This is a genomic window from Streptomyces sp. NPDC026394 (assembly GCF_055567735.1).
This window is the reverse complement of sequence record NZ_JBVHPX010000003.1, coordinates 288,826-301,958: the sequence shown is the minus strand read 5'-3', so window position 1 is coordinate 301,958 and position 13,133 is coordinate 288,826. Positions and strand designations below refer to the sequence as shown.

14 protein-coding genes and 2 pseudogenes are annotated in these 13,133 nt (G+C 71.0%); 9 read left to right on the top strand and 7 right to left on the bottom strand.

Annotated elements, in window-relative coordinates; genetic code table 11:
- Window positions 1–9 precede the first annotated feature (9 nt).
- Both ACZ4QV_RS09730 and ACZ4QV_RS09725 read left to right on the top strand, forming a co-directional pair.
- The gene (locus ACZ4QV_RS09730) at window positions 10–723 is read left to right on the top strand and encodes a hypothetical protein (RefSeq protein ID WP_361587462.1); all 714 of its coding nucleotides are present in this window, start codon (window positions 10–12) and stop codon (window positions 721–723) included.
- A gap of 212 nt (window positions 724–935) precedes the next feature.
- Window positions 936–2,255, top strand: a complete 1,320-nt coding sequence (locus ACZ4QV_RS09725) for an IS701 family transposase (protein ID WP_361587464.1) — start codon at window positions 936–938, stop codon at window positions 2,253–2,255.
- Window positions 2,256–2,264: 9 nt separating this feature from the next.
- Here ACZ4QV_RS09725 and ACZ4QV_RS09720 read toward each other — a convergent pair whose 3' ends face one another.
- The gene (locus tag ACZ4QV_RS09720) at window positions 2,265–2,606 is read right to left on the bottom strand and encodes a hypothetical protein (RefSeq protein WP_361587466.1); all 342 of its coding nucleotides are present in this window, start codon (window positions 2,604–2,606) and stop codon (window positions 2,265–2,267) included.
- On the bottom strand, window positions 2,603–2,776 hold the full coding sequence (locus tag ACZ4QV_RS09715) for a hypothetical protein (RefSeq protein ID WP_361149571.1): 174 nt from the start codon (window positions 2,774–2,776) through the stop codon (window positions 2,603–2,605). Before ACZ4QV_RS09715 ends, ACZ4QV_RS09720 begins: the two co-directional genes overlap by 4 nt.
- Window positions 2,777–2,867: 91 nt before the next feature.
- Here ACZ4QV_RS09715 and ACZ4QV_RS09710 point away from each other — a divergent pair, with 91 nt between their 5' ends.
- From ACZ4QV_RS09710 to ACZ4QV_RS09700, 3 genes are all read left to right on the top strand, one after another.
- Window positions 2,868–3,518 carry a TetR family transcriptional regulator gene (locus ACZ4QV_RS09710; RefSeq protein WP_361587468.1) on the top strand — a complete coding sequence of 217 codons (651 nt, stop codon included), beginning with the start codon at window positions 2,868–2,870 and terminating at the stop codon, window positions 3,516–3,518.
- A gap of 119 nt (window positions 3,519–3,637) precedes the next feature.
- The gene (locus tag ACZ4QV_RS09705) at window positions 3,638–3,961 is read left to right on the top strand and encodes a helix-turn-helix transcriptional regulator (RefSeq protein WP_361617048.1); all 324 of its coding nucleotides are present in this window, start codon (window positions 3,638–3,640) and stop codon (window positions 3,959–3,961) included.
- Entirely contained in the window at window positions 3,910–4,311 is a 402-nt protein-coding gene (locus ACZ4QV_RS09700; RefSeq protein ID WP_361587470.1) for a DUF5753 domain-containing protein, read from the top strand. The genes ACZ4QV_RS09705 and ACZ4QV_RS09700 overlap by 52 nt, the downstream gene beginning before the upstream one ends.
- Window positions 4,312–4,567: 256 nt before the next feature.
- On the opposite strand, the gene ACZ4QV_RS09695 is transcribed toward ACZ4QV_RS09700, so the two are convergent.
- Complete coding sequence (locus ACZ4QV_RS09695) at window positions 4,568–5,224, bottom strand: rhomboid-like protein (RefSeq protein ID WP_361587472.1); 657 nt, start codon at window positions 5,222–5,224, stop codon at window positions 4,568–4,570.
- A 397-nt stretch (window positions 5,225–5,621) separates the two neighbouring features.
- Between ACZ4QV_RS09695 and ACZ4QV_RS09690 the strand changes: the two genes are divergently transcribed.
- Entirely contained in the window at window positions 5,622–6,290 is a 669-nt protein-coding gene (locus ACZ4QV_RS09690) for a TetR/AcrR family transcriptional regulator (protein ID WP_361149585.1), read from the top strand.
- Window positions 6,291–6,617: 327 nt separating this feature from the next.
- Window positions 6,618–8,153, top strand: a complete 1,536-nt coding sequence (locus ACZ4QV_RS09685; RefSeq protein WP_361149588.1) for an MFS transporter — start codon at window positions 6,618–6,620, stop codon at window positions 8,151–8,153.
- A gap of 222 nt (window positions 8,154–8,375) precedes the next feature.
- Here ACZ4QV_RS09685 and ACZ4QV_RS09680 read toward each other — a convergent pair whose 3' ends face one another.
- Window positions 8,376–8,873 (bottom strand): MarR family winged helix-turn-helix transcriptional regulator, encoded by a 498-nt coding sequence (locus ACZ4QV_RS09680; protein ID WP_030024258.1) that lies wholly within the window; start codon window positions 8,871–8,873, stop codon window positions 8,376–8,378.
- Window positions 8,874–9,016: 143 nt separating this feature from the next.
- Window positions 9,017–10,072 (bottom strand): questin oxidase family protein, encoded by a 1,056-nt coding sequence (locus ACZ4QV_RS09675; RefSeq protein WP_361637304.1) that lies wholly within the window; start codon window positions 10,070–10,072, stop codon window positions 9,017–9,019.
- A gap of 106 nt (window positions 10,073–10,178) precedes the next feature.
- Here ACZ4QV_RS09675 and ACZ4QV_RS09670 point away from each other — a divergent pair.
- Window positions 10,179–10,640: pseudogene (locus ACZ4QV_RS09670) on the top strand (pyridoxamine 5'-phosphate oxidase family protein); the annotation flags it as partial.
- Between the two features lie 58 nt (window positions 10,641–10,698).
- Here ACZ4QV_RS09670 and ACZ4QV_RS09665 read toward each other — a convergent pair.
- On the bottom strand, window positions 10,699–11,286 hold the full coding sequence (locus ACZ4QV_RS09665; protein ID WP_361587475.1) for a hypothetical protein: 588 nt from the start codon (window positions 11,284–11,286) through the stop codon (window positions 10,699–10,701).
- 104 nt (window positions 11,287–11,390) lie between these two features.
- Window positions 11,391–11,711 (bottom strand): annotated as a pseudogene (locus tag ACZ4QV_RS09660) (GNAT family N-acetyltransferase); the annotation flags it as partial.
- A gap of 174 nt (window positions 11,712–11,885) precedes the next feature.
- Between ACZ4QV_RS09660 and ACZ4QV_RS09655 the strand changes: the two are divergent.
- Window positions 11,886–12,887 (top strand): sigma-70 family RNA polymerase sigma factor, encoded by a 1,002-nt coding sequence (locus ACZ4QV_RS09655; RefSeq protein ID WP_361149597.1) that lies wholly within the window; start codon window positions 11,886–11,888, stop codon window positions 12,885–12,887.
- Window positions 12,888–13,133: the final 246 nt, after the last annotated feature.

Sequence of the window (13,133 nt, the reverse complement as noted above, 5' to 3'; positions counted from 1 at the left end):
GGGCGGCCGATGGGGGACCAGGTGACAGCACGGGACGGCGCCGCGCCCTCGGCTGCGCGGCCGAGCTGGTTCTTCGGGAGCGGCGCCACCGGGGGAGAACGGGTGCTGGCCTGTATGGCGGGCGCGTTCGGCGTCTGCTTCCTGGTCTGGGACGCGGGGGACCTGAGCTGGCCATGGTGGAAGTACGCGGTCGCCGTGGCGCTGGTCTTCGACCTCGCGGGCGGAGTGGTGGCCAACGGCCTCGACGCGGCCAAGCGCTTCCATCACGGCCCGCTGCCGCTCCCGCCCACCCGCCTCAACCGCTTCCTGCACCACGAGGTCGGCTTCGCGGCGGCCCACCTCCAGCCCGTCGTCATCGGCCTGCTGTTCGGCGGGCCGTGGTGGTGGGGGCCGCTCTGGTACGCCTGGGCGCTGGCCGGTGTGGTGCTGGTCAACCGGGCGCGGCGGCACCTCGCCCGGCCGGTCGCGCTGTTCGCCGTGCTGGCCGGTGTCATGGTGGCGCCGGCGCTGCCCGCCCCGGCCGGCTTCGGCTGGCTCCCGGCCGTCCTGCTGCTCAAGCTCGTCCTCGCCCACGCGGTACCGGAAATTCCGTACGGAAACCCGGACGGGGCCCAGCACGGGACCTCATGCGGACCCTCACACGGGACCTCGTACGGGCCTGCGCACGGGACCTCGTACGGACCCCCGCACGACATGGGGCGTACGGACCCGCCCCCGCCCTGACCCGCAGGCTGCCCGTAGCCCCGTCACGCCCGCCAACGGCCGCTCCGAGCCCACGCCGAACTCGCTCCGCCGCCCCGCCTCGACCCCCCTGCGCGACTTCGTGAAGTCGTTCGCGATCCGCCCAGCGGGGCGAGAAACATAGCGAACATTCTTTATTGTCCTGCTGTCACCCGCACGCCCGTCCCGTCTCCCCGGGGGCCAGTACCTTGTCCGTGCCCGCATCCCCCACCGCCGTTCCGCCGCTCCTCCCCGGGCGGCCGACCAGCACCCAGGAGGCGTGGGTCGAGGACCTGTGCCGACACCTCTTCACCTCCTTCACCAGGGCGGATCACCACCTCAAGGGTGAGCAGTACCTGCGCGGGCTGCTCACCGCCCCCGGCCGCAAGTCCATCCGCAACATCGCCCGGACGCTGGACGACACCGGTGCGGCCCAGCGCCTGCACCACTTCATCTGCAACGCCCCGTGGAACTGGCGCACCGTCCGCGAAGCCCTCGCCGACTACCTCCTCGCCCTCACCCGCCCGCGCTCGTGGGTCGTCCGCCCGATGCTGATCCCCAAGTCCGGCACGAACTCGGTCGGCGTCCACCGGCGCTTCGTCCCCGCCACCGGCCAGCTCGTCAACGGCCAGCTCGCGTACGGGCTCTGGTACGCGGGCCAGGCCCTCAATGTCCCCGTCGACTGGAGCCTGCACCTCCCGCCACCGGCCACCGGCCTCCCCGTCCCCGACGACGACGGCGTGACCCAGATCCTCGAACTGGTGCGGCGGGCCGCGAAGACGGCGCCCGGAGCCGCCGCCCCGGTCGTCTGGGACAGCCAGATGCGCCACGCGGGTGAGGTGATGAGCGCCCTGGCCCCGCTCGGCCTGCCTGTCATGGCCCGCACGCCCGGCTCCCTCCCGCTCCAACTGCTGGACCGCTGCGGGCGGCCGGCGCGCCGCGGCGCCCTTCCGGCGCAGCGCGTCCTGGCCGCGCCGGAACGCCTGGGCCTCCAGGTCCACGACGTGGCCCCCGGGGTGCGGGCCGTACTGGCCCGGGTCGTACCGGTGCGGCCGGGCACGGGCGGCGAGAACGGCGGGAGCGCAGGGAGCGGTGAGGCGGGTGAGCTGATGCTCTACGCGCAGCGGTACGAGGACCCCGAAGGCCGCGACAGCCGCGAGGGACGCGAAAGCCGGCACGGGGCGGGCGCCCGCGCCGACTTCTGGCTGACGACGCCGACCCGCAGGTCACCGGTCGATCTGCACCAGTTCACGAGAACCGCCGCGTACGTGGCGCGGGACAGCGTCCGCATCGGCGGCCGTACAGGGCTGCGGGACTTCGAGGGCCGGTCGTACGACGGCTGGCACCGGCACATGACGCTGGCCTCGGTCGCGTACGCCGTCCAGTCACTCACCGCGCTCGACGCCGTACGGGCGGAACGCGGCCCGCACCAGCGGCTGCACGCGCTCGCACGCCCGTACGCCTACGCTCCCGGGCAGCAGTACTCCGCCTCCCGGGAGCGCGCGGCCGGATCGCCCCTCTCCCTCGCGGGGTGAAGGGCGGGGTCAGCCGCCGATCGTCCAGCTCAGGGTGCCGTCGGCGGTGGCCAGCGTCGCCAGGATGATCAGGTCGACGGCGCCGAGGGTCATGCCCAGTACGGCGCGGAAGCGCCGCGTGGTGTTACGGGCCAGGGCCAGCGCTCCGAGTACGAGGGCGCAGGGGCCGAGGGCGACGTTGGCGACCAGCGTGCCGACGAGGCCGAGGACGAACGCGGCCACGGCCATGCCGTCGGCCTGCCCGCGCGGCGAACGGCGCTTCTCCGGCCCGGCCGGGGACTTGGTGTCCGGCTCGGTGGCGGCACCTGCGCGCCGGGTGTCGGTGTCGTGGTCGGTGATGAGGGTGGTCATCGGGACACTCCCTCGCTCTTGTCGGTGCGGTGGCGGCGCTCGCGGATGAAGAAGACGAGCAGCCAGCAACTGATGGCCACTGCCGCGATGATCGTGACGGGGACCGGGAGGTGTGCCGCGGTACCCACCAGAACTCCCAGCAGGAGGAGGGCTGCGACAAGGAAGAGCATGATCTGCCTTTCCATTCTGGAGGACAGTTGTTCACTCAGGTTCCCACTGTAGGGATGGAGAAACTCGGAGCACAGTTGTTTACTGGATGGCATGAGTCACAGTGAGACCGGCGGTGTCCGGCAGGCCCAGAAGCAGCGCACGCGGCAAGCCCTGCTCGACGCGGCGCTCGGGCTGCTGGCGGAACAGAGCCTGAGCAGCCTGGGGTTGCGCGAGGTGACGCGGGTGGTCGGCGTCGCCCCCACCGCCTTCTACCGGCACTTCCGTGACCTGGGCGAACTGGGAGTCGCCCTGGTCCAGGAGTCGTTGAGCAGCCTGCACGCGACCGTCCGCGCGGTCCTCGCCGAACAGGCGGGCGCGGAGGAGCGGATCGACCACACGGTGGCGGTCGTCGAACGGTACGTACGCGAACAGCCCGCGCACGTCCGCTTCATCGCCCGCGAACGGCACGGCGGTGTACGGGCCGTACGGCAGGCCATAGCCGGTGAACTGGACCGGTTCGCGACGGAGGTCGCGGCGGCGCTCAAGTCGCAGCCGATGTCGGACGGCTGGAGCGACGAGGACGTACGGATGCTGGCGGAGCTGTACGTCGACCGGCTGGTGATGACGGCCTCCGCGTTCCTGGACGTACGGGACGGGGGTGACCAGGACACGGAGCGGTGGCGGGTGGTGGCGCGTACTGCGCGGAGGCAGCTGCGTCTCATCGATGTCGGGCGTCAGCATTGGCGCGATGCCGGTTCCTGATCGCTGTTTGTTCGTCGGTGACCAATTGATGGCGCAGTTAAGTCATTTGGCGTGATTGTCAGTGGGTGGGTCTAGCGTTTGCCGTGGGTCAACTACGCGAGTAGCGGGAGGCGGACGCGATGTCGGGTGAGAATGACAAGCCACCGATGGCGTGGCGGTACTGCGGGAATCAGATCAGGCTGTGGCGCGGACAGGCGGAGTTGAGTCGGGAGGAGTTGGCAAGCGAGGTCGGTTACTCGGTCGAGTACGTGAAGTCGATGGAGCAGGGCCGGCGCAGGCCGACGCTTCATCTGCTGCGGGTGGCGGACGAGATGTGCGGGGCGCGCGGGATGCTGACGGCGGTGATGTGTACCTCCAGCCGGAGAAATTCCCGTTGTACTCCGCTGAGTACATGCGGTACGAGGCCGATGCCATCGCCATCAACTCCTACCAGACGCCGCTGATTCCCGGGCTGCTCCAGACCGAGGAGTATGCGCGGAAACTCCTGGAAGGCCGCTGGCCACCGGCGGATCGGGAGACGATCGAGCAGCGCGTCAGGATCCGCTTGGAGCGTCAGCCCTTGCTGGACGAGGAAACCCGGACGTTCAGCTTCGTCATCGGCGAAGCCGTGCTGCGGCAGTCCGTTGTCACGGGGAAGGAGCACAAGGAGCAGTTGCACCGGCTGCTCGAAGCGGGGGAGCGGCGTAACGAGACTCTCCAGGTCCTGCTGCACAGAAACGGTGCCAGTCCCGCGCTCTTCGGTTCTTTCATCGTGCTGACGACGCCGGATCACGAGCGGATCGTCTACGAATAGGGCCACCTTGGGGGCGTGTTGTGCGCGGATCCCGAGAGGGTCGGCCAAATCGGTCAGAGGTACGAGATGCTTCTCCAGATGGCCATGGACGCCGAGGACTCGGCTCGGTTCATCGAAAAGCTGGAGGCGGAACTGTGAACGACGGCCGGGTGTGGCTCAAGAGCACCTACAGCAATGACGACGGCGCGGAGTGCGTCGAGATATCCATGACCCCCGTCGCCATTCACGTCCGGGATTCCCGAGGTCCGCAGAGTTTTCAGCTCACGTTCGGGTTGGCGGCCTGGAGTGACTTCCTCCTCGGCGTGAGGGGGTAACACGCCAGCCCCAGTAGCGCAGCGGTGAAGTGACCGATGTCGGTGAAGGTGAGGTGGTCGAAGAGGGGGGCGGTGTAGAAGAGGAGGACGCCGGCCGCGTACACGTAGCGCAGGGGGCGCCAGGGGATGCGGTACGTGAGGACGGCCGCGACGCCGGCCAGCGCGTAGCTGACGCCGACGTCCAGGGTGTTCACGGCGGAGCGCGGTGCCGCGTCCGTGTGGATGGCGAGGGCGAGGACTCCCTCGCTCAGATACGTGGCGCCGATGTGGGCGACGCCCATGACCGCGAGCCAGCGGCTGGTGCCGAGCCAGCGTTCGGCGGGGACGTGGAAGATGTTGAAGACGAGGACGTAGAGGGGCCAGCCGCCGCCGTCGAGCCACAGTGCGCTGGTGAGCAGGACCCGGCCGGGTGAGAGCAGCAGGTTGTGGATGTTGGTGGAGCGGCGTTGCAGGACCCGCTCCAGGATGTCGGGGGTCAGCTCGTGCATGATCACCGACGTCCCGAAGAGGATGCCGAGCCAGATGAACGTGCCGGGGGCGCGGCACACGTACGACCGGATCGCGCGGGGTAGAGCGGCCGGGCGGAGCGAAACGGTCATGGCGCATGTATACGGCACGCGGTCTGCCGCGCTCGGTACGCGGCCCGCCGTGCCGCGCTGGATCCGCCCGTGCCGCGCGAGCTCCGCCGTCCCGCGCCGGATCCACCGCGCCGGGTCAGCTCCGCCCCGCGCTGGATCCGCCGCGCCGGGGCAGATCTGCCGGGCCGGGTCAGCTTCGCCGCGCCGGGCCGGGTCAGCTTCGCCGCGCCGCGCCGGGTCAGCTTCGCCGCGCGGCGCCGCGCGGAGTCCGTACGACTGGCGTGGCGCAGGTCACAGCCTTGGCCGAAATAACCGGGGAGCGCATCCCCGTTTAACCCGGTGTCCGACTGAAGCGGGGATCCACTCCCCGCTTCGTACAGCCGCTCACTTCGTACAGCCCAGAGAGGAACGTGCCGACATGACCGCCACCCGGTCCCGCACCCGCGCCACCGGCGCCTGCGCGGTGACCCCGCCGCACCGGCTGCGCGCGGACGCCGTGCGCAACAGGGAGCGGATCATCGGCGCGGCCCGTGAGGCGATGGTCGAGTTCGGGGCGGAGATCCCGCTCGACGAAATCGCTCGACGGGCCGGTGTCGGCAATGCGACGCTCTACCGTCACTTCCCGGATCGGCTGGAGCTGATCCACCACGTCACGCTCTCCGTCATGGACCGCACCGCGGACAAGGCGGAGTGCGCGCTCGCCGAGGAGCCCGATGCTTTCCAAGCGCTGAGGCGCTTCGTCTTCGCCGCGGTCGAGGAGCGGATCGGTGCCCTGTGCCCGCTGCTCTCGGACGGCGTCGACAAGGACCACCCCGACCTGCTCGCAGCGCGTGAGCGCCTGGAGGGGGCCGTCGAGGCCCTGATGGGCGCCGCACGCGACAGCGGCCAACTGCGTACCGACATCGCCGTCGGTGACCTGATGGTCGCGCTCACCCAACTGACTCGGCCGCTGCCCGGAAGCGGCTGTACGGAGTTCGATCGGTTCGTGTACCGGCACCTGGTGCTGTTCCTGGACGGTCTGCGGGCGCCCGCGCGTTCGGAACTGCCCGGTGCGGCGGCCACGCTGGAGGACCTCCGGCACGGCTGACGGCCGACGGCTCAAAACGCGGCACCCTCCCCGGCAGGGGAACTTCCGGCGACCCACGACCGACCTACAGGCCGGTGGGTTCGTCGTCCCTGCCGACCCACCGTACGGAACGCAGGAGCGCCGCGTCGCGACCGTAGTCGCGCCGCCGGCGCACCCGTCGCCGTACACCCAAGCGATCAACATGTGATCAACACGTACTGAACACCCGATCAACACCACACCGACACCGTTCGTCCACGGAACGGCACCGCGGTCACGGGCTTCCACGCCCTGCCCACGTCCCTATGTCTTCGCTCACGCACCACGCACCACTAGGCGGACCCACCCATGTCTGATACGACCACCCACGTCGATCCCCGGCGCTGGAAAGCGCTCATATTCATCGCCCTGGCGCAGCTCATGGTCGTGCTCGACGCGACGATCGTGAACATCGCACTGCCCTCCGCGCAGGCCGACCTCGGCATCTCCGACGCGAACCGGCAGTGGGTCATCACGGCGTACGCGCTCGCGTTCGGCGGTCTGCTGCTGTTCGGCGGGCGGGTCGCCGACCTGTGGGGCCGCAAGCGGACCTTCATCATCGGCCTGGTCGGCTTCGCGCTGGCCTCGGCCCTCGGCGGCGCCGCCTCCAACGAGGGCGTCCTGCTCGGCGCGCGCGCCCTCCAGGGTGTCTTCGGCGCGCTGCTGGCGCCGTCGGCGCTGTCGCTGCTCGCGGTGACGTTCACCGAGGCGCGGGAGCGGGCCAAGGCGTTCGGCATCTTCGGCGCCATCGCCGGTGGTGGCGGTGCCGTGGGTCTGATCCTCGGCGGTGTGCTCACCGAGTACATGAACTGGCGCTGGACCTTCTTCGTCAACATCCCGTTCGCCGTGATCGCGGCCGTCGGCGCACTGCTGGTGATCCGCGAGCCCGCGGGCAGCCGCAACCCGTCCAAGCTGGATGTGCCCGGCGTCATCCTGGCCACGCTCGGCCTGGTCTCCCTGGTGTACGGCTTCACGCGCGCCGAGTCCGACGGGTGGGGCGCCGGAATGACCGTCGGCCTGTTCGTGGCCGCCGCCGTACTGCTCGGCGCGTTCGTGCTCGTCGAGTCGAAGGTCAAGTCCCCGCTGCTGCCGCTGCGCGTGCTCACCGACCGCAACCGGGCCGGCGTCTACGCGTCGCTGGGTCTGGCCGTCATCGGCATGTTCGGTCTGTTCCTGTTCCTGACGTACTACATGCAGATCGTGAAGGGATTCACGCCGGTCACGACCGGTCTGGCCTTCCTGCCGATGATCGTCGGCATGATCACCGGTTCGACGCAGATCGGCGCCCGGCTGATGACCCGCGTCCCGCCGCGGCTGCTGATGGCCCCGGGCTTCCTGCTCGCCGCCGTCGGCATGTTCCTGCTGACCGGGATCGACCTGGACACGTCCTACCCGGCGCTGATCCTGCCCGCCTTCCTGCTGCTCGGCCTGGGCATGGGTACGGCCTTCATGCCCGCCATGTCACTGGCCACGCACGGCGTCCAGCCGCGCGACGCGGGTGTCGCCTCGGCGATGGTCAACACCTCGCAGCAGGTGGGCGGCGCGATCGGCACGGCCCTGCTGAACACCATCGCGGCCAGCGCCACCACCGCGTACGCCACCTCCCACGCGAAGAGCGCGCCCTCGGTGGACCTGCTCAAGCTGGAGTCGATGGTGCACGGCTACACCGCCGCCATCTGGTGGGCGGTCGGCATCCTGGCCGTCGCGGCGGTCATCGCCTTCACCATGGTCACCACCGGCCACCAGGGCGGCAGCGGACCGGTCGCCCGCTCCGGTGACGGCGCGGACACGGCCGAGGGCGCCGACGCTGAGGCGGACGTGCCGATTCCGGTCATGGCGCACTGAGCGTACGTCTGCGCGGGCCGGTGTCCGGCCACGGGTCAACGGCCGGTGACCGGTAGCCGGTGGCCGGTAACCCGTCACCGGCCACCGGCACAGGTCACCGGCCACAGGCTCGTACGGGTGGTTCCGAACCCTCAGAGTGGTCCCGAATCCCCAGGGCGGTTCCGGACCCCCGGAGCGGCCCGAACCCTCCGGCGCCGGCCTGCCCCTCGGCTCCCCGCTTTCTCAGCGGAGCCAGGGCAGGTCGGCGCCTTGCGGTTGCAGGCCGTCCGCCACCGTGCGGCAGATGGCGGCCAACTGGCCGACCTGCTCGGGGCTGAGCCGGTCGAATATCGCCGCCCGCACGGCGGCGACATGGCCGGGGGCGGCCTTCTCCAGGACGCGCAGGCCCTCATCGGTGAGGACGGCGTTCTGGCCGCGCTTGTCGGAGGGGCAGTCCTCGCGCCGGACCCAGCCGCTCTTCTCCAGGCGGGCCACGGCGTGCGAGAGCCGGGAACGGGTGATCTTGGCGTTCTGGGCCAGTTCGGTCATCCGCAACCGGCGCCGGGGGGCCTGGGAGAGCTGGACGAGCAGCCCGTAATAGACGTGCGGCATGCCTGCGTCACGCTGGAGCTGGCGGTCGAGGTGGTCCTCCAGGAGCGTGGTGGCGTGCAGGTACGACTGCCAGGCGTACTGCTCTTCGTCGCTGAGCCAGCGGGGCTCACCTGCGGGTTCGGTGCTCATACCATCCACTGTCTCACCGCTCCGCCATTTCTTGAAGTTTTAACTAAGGGTGACGGGCGAGAAATGCGCAGGTGAGCCGTTGTGCACGGGGCGCCGGTTTCTTCAGGAACGCTCCGGAACGGTCGCAACCTGAGACAATCCGTTCAGGAAACGGCGGAAATCAACCGCTGGGCGCGCACGGCAGCGGCCAGTGCCCGGTCGTCACCGTCCGCGGCCGAGGCCGCCACGTCCAATGCCGTGTCGGTCATCTTGATGACGTGCTCGTCGCCGTGCCGGGCGGAACGCTCGAACACTTCCTCCGGTACGAGCGGCCCGGCACCTTCCAGCGGCGGCAGCGCCTCGCCGGCCCCGTACACCGAAGTGATCGCGGCACTCGCCGCCCAGACCGCGCCGAGCGACACCGCCCACAGCTCACGGGGGAGCGCGGGCAGGGTGCGCAGCACGGCGTTCGGGGCCGTGGCGGTGTGCACCATCAGGACACCGTGCCCGTGCCCGTGGCCGAGATAGCGGTGCACGGTGGCCCGGACGAACGCGGCCAACTGCTCGCGGGCGGCGTCCGGGTCCTCGTACGGCACCCGCAGCGCGTCCGCCGCGGCCGTCCAGCCCGGCGTACCGGGGAGCTGCGCCAGGCCGTCGAGCGGCAGAACCTGCTGGTCGGCGATGCGCGGGAGGGCGGCCAGCGCCTCGTCGGGGGAGGCGGTGCCGGCCGGGTGCACCGCGACGGGCAGCGTGGTGTGGCGCGCCGCCCAGTAACCGAGCGCGTGCGCCAGCTCCGCGATCCGCGGCGCCTCCTCGCCGTCCTCAAGGAGCGTCCGTACGACATGGCCCACCCGGATGACGGGATGCGTCGCGGCACCGGCGATGCCGGGCAGCAGCCGCGGCCACCACTCGGCGAGCACGTCCCGCCACGGGCGCTCGGCGACCAGCCGGGTGAAGTACGCGGTCCAGTCGGTGACCCGGCGCGGATCGCCCAGCGCCGCCCGCCAGTCGGCGTCCGGGATCGCCTCCCGGGGACTCGGCACCTCCTCCAGCTTCGTCGCGTAATGATCGAGCCAGCGGTGGACGGAACCCGCCTGCCCGTGCCGGACCAGAGCCTCCACCGCCATCGGCCCGTGATTGGCCAGAAACCCCTGGAACTCGGGGCCCGAGGTGTGCAGACGCTCCAGGGCCTCGTCGAGAATGCCGCTGCTCAAGTCCATGCCGCCGAGGCTAGGCCGGGCGCCGGGCCTCCGTAACGGACGCCGGTCCTACGCCCCTGTACGGCGATGGTCGTAAGGCCGGGCGTGCCCGCGCCCGCAGTCGGGCCTGGCCGCGCAACCGGAGTTGGCGGGGCAGGTGGTAGCGCGCTTCGCGGCGTACCGGCATCACGTCCTCGGGACGCTGCGCGCCGACGGCGCACCGCGTCTCAGCGGCATCGAGGCGGACTTCCGGTTCGGTGAACTGTGGCTGGGCATGATGGCCGACTCCCGCAAGGCGCTGGACCTGCGGCGCGACCCCCGGTTCGCGCTGCACGCCAACCCGGGGCCGGAGACGGACCTGGCGGGCGGCGACGTACGGGTCGCCGGCCGGGCCGTGGAGGTGACCGACCCGGCGGTGCTCGCGCGCTACACGGACGCGACGGAACCGCCGGAGCCGTTCCACCTGTTCCGGTCGGAGCTGACCGAGGTGGTCCGTACGTACGTCGAGGACCCGCACATCGTGCTGGAGGCCTGGCGGCCCGGCGGCCCCCTGCGCGTCATCCGGCGGGGGAACGGCGCCGAGCCGCCCGAGGTGACCGTCGTGCCCGAGCAGGGCATCGGCGCGGTGCCGGCGTGTCCGAGGGAGGTCAGGCCGCCGTGTGGTGTGTCCGGTGCGCTCCCTGGGACCGGTGCGTCCGCTGTGAGCCGCGGGGGCGGTGTTCGCCGTGGGGCTCACGGGTGCGGTGGGTGCGGAAGATGTACAGGGAGACGACGAACATCACCGCGCCCATGATCAGCCCCATCCGCACCGACTCCAGGATGGACGGCCCGGTCGAGTGGGAGATGCTGTACAGGTAGCCCATCGCGGTGCCGAAGAGCGCTCCGTACGACAGTGCCCGCACCTCGGTGATCAGCGTCGCCTGGACGCGTACCAGCGCCAGCCCGAGTGCTCCGCTGACGGCGGCCGCGATCAGGCCCAGCAGCCAGGCGTGGCCCAGCGAGGAGCCGCTGGTGCGGTCGACGAAGGCGGTCCACAGGCCGTAGAGGACCGCGGCGGCGACGGGCAGGGCCAGGGCGGTGGTGGACATGCCGCGCCGCTTCGAGCCGGGCGCGTTCCCGTGCGGTGCCGGACGGGACTGGGCCTGGACCTGGGACTGGGGCTGTGACTGTGACCGGGACGTGGGCCCGGACCGCGGGTCCGCGGTGGCGCCGTGCCGGTGGACGGGTGTCTCCATGACGGGCTCCTCTCACTCGCCCCCGTCTTCCAGGCCACACCCGGGCCTCGCCACCGTCAACTGGAGGGGCTGGTTCCGGCCCGTCGGCAGGGCCGTCCCGGCCGGCCGACGCCCCGGCCGACGGCCTCGCGGGCGCAGTGGACGCCGACCTCCACCGAGGTGGCATAGGCCGGCTTGATCCGGAAAGGCGTACTGGTCACATGACCCAAGAGACTCCGGTTTGTCCGGCCCCGGGCAACCAGAAGACGGTGCGGGCCGTCTTCAGGGTGGGAGAGCAACCACGAGCGGCGCCGCTCGGGGGTGCGGTGCTCCGTGTCGAAGGTGATGGGCGTCTCACGGACATAGTGGTCGTAGAGGTCCGTGAGGCTGCCGAGGTCGGCCTCGGTTGCCGCCCTGACCTGCGCTTCCCGGTACTCCGGAGACATCCGACCTCCTCGGTGGGGATGCAGGGTACTGCATGATCACGAAAATAGGTGCTCGGCAGGGGAATTCTGTCCGGATTCCAGCCGTTGTTTCCTTCGGAAGGGGTACTCGGGTCACGCACCCGGTGTCCCACCGCCACCATCCCGCGACCGACTCATCGCAAAGGGAGCACACGCATGGCAACCCGTGCCGTCGCCCGACGTCAGGCCACCAGCAGCGGTGCTGACGGGGCCAACAGTGTTCGCGCCGTAGGCGGGGAGATCGCCGACCGCGACCTGGTCGGCATGTACCTCGACGAGATCGCGCGAACGCCCCTGCTCGACGCCGCCAGGGAGGTCGAGCTGTCCCAGACCATCGAGGCGGGCGTCTACGCCCGGCAGATCCTCGACGGGATCGTCGATGACGGCAACGCCGCCGGCGGCACCCGCGAGGAGCTCGAAGCGCTGGCCGAGGAGGCGGAGAAGGCCAAGGACGTCTTCATCCGCTCCAACCTGCGCCTGGTCGTAGCGGTCGCCCGCCGCTACCCGCGCGCCGGTCTGCCCCTGCTCGACCTGATCCAGGAGGGCAACGCGGGCCTGGTCCGCGCGGTCGAGAAGTTCGACTACGCGAAGGGCTTCAAGTTCTCCACGTACGCGACGTGGTGGATCCGCCAGGCCATCACCCGCTCCATCGCGGACCAGTCGCGCACCATCCGACTCCCCGTCCACCTCGTGGAGGAGCTGGGCCGCATCCGCCGCGTGCAGCGCGAGTTCAACCGTGAGAACGGCCGCGACCCGGAGCCCGCCGAGGTCGCCCAGGAGCTGGGCTCCACGCCCGAGCGCGTCACCGACGTCCTGGACTGGGCCCGCGACCCGGTCAGCCTGAACATGTCCGTCGACGACGAGGGCGACACCCAGTTCGGTGACCTGCTGGAGGACACCTCCGCGGCCTCGCCCGAGCAGTCCGTCCTGACGCTGCTGCGCAGCGAGGAGCTGGAGGACCTGATCGACCGGCTCGACCACCGTACGGCCTCGATCATCAAGGCGCGGTACGGCATCGAGGACGGCCGCGAGCGGACCCTCACCGAGGTCGGCAAGCAGCACGGCCTGACGCGTGAGCGCATCCGGCAGATAGAGAAGCACGCGCTGCTGGAGCTGAAGCGGATGGCGCGCGACACGGGGTTCGACGCGGCGGCGTAGCGGCCGCGGGGCCGCTGCCCGCGGCCCGGTGGCGGACGTGGTGGCCGCGTTCCCTCCCTGGTCAGCGGTGGCCTGACCCGGCGAGAGGCGGCAGCCTGCCTCCGACCCGACCCCTTCCCCATGGACGAGCCCCGGTGCCGAACCCCCCCTCGGCGCCGGGGCTCTTTGCTGCTTGACGCGCGCTTCGCTGCGCGCCGAGTGCTCTGCGTGCGCGTCCCTGCACGTCCCCGCACGACGCTGCGCGTT